Raw genomic sequence first — 236 nt, 5'->3', positions numbered from 1 at the left:
ATCTATGTGGCAGACTATGGCAACCACCGCATCCGGAAAATCACTTCGACGGGGATGGTAAGCACCCTTGCCGGCAGTGGCGATGCGGGTTCTGCGAATGGCACCGGCACAGCGACGGAGTTTAACGGCCCCATCGGAGTGGCTGTGGACTCATCCGGCAATGTCTATGTGGCAGATACTAACAATCACCGCATCCGGAAAATCACGCCGGCAGATAGAATAGAAGATAGAGTGGT

1 protein-coding gene is annotated in these 236 nt (G+C 55.1%); it reads left to right on the top strand.

Annotated elements, in window-relative coordinates; translation table 11 throughout:
* Window positions 1-236: hypothetical protein (locus tag S1OALGB6SA_RS04170; RefSeq protein ID WP_503465871.1), on the top strand; the 236-nt coding region annotated here is incomplete at both ends.

The sequence above is a fragment of the Olavius algarvensis spirochete endosymbiont genome (assembly GCA_900608495.1).
In the GTDB taxonomy this organism is placed as follows: Bacteria; Spirochaetota; Spirochaetia; order DSM-2461; family DSM-2461; genus UBA2779.
Note: the sequence above shows the minus strand (reverse complement) of the source record. Positions and strands in the feature narration are given on the sequence as shown.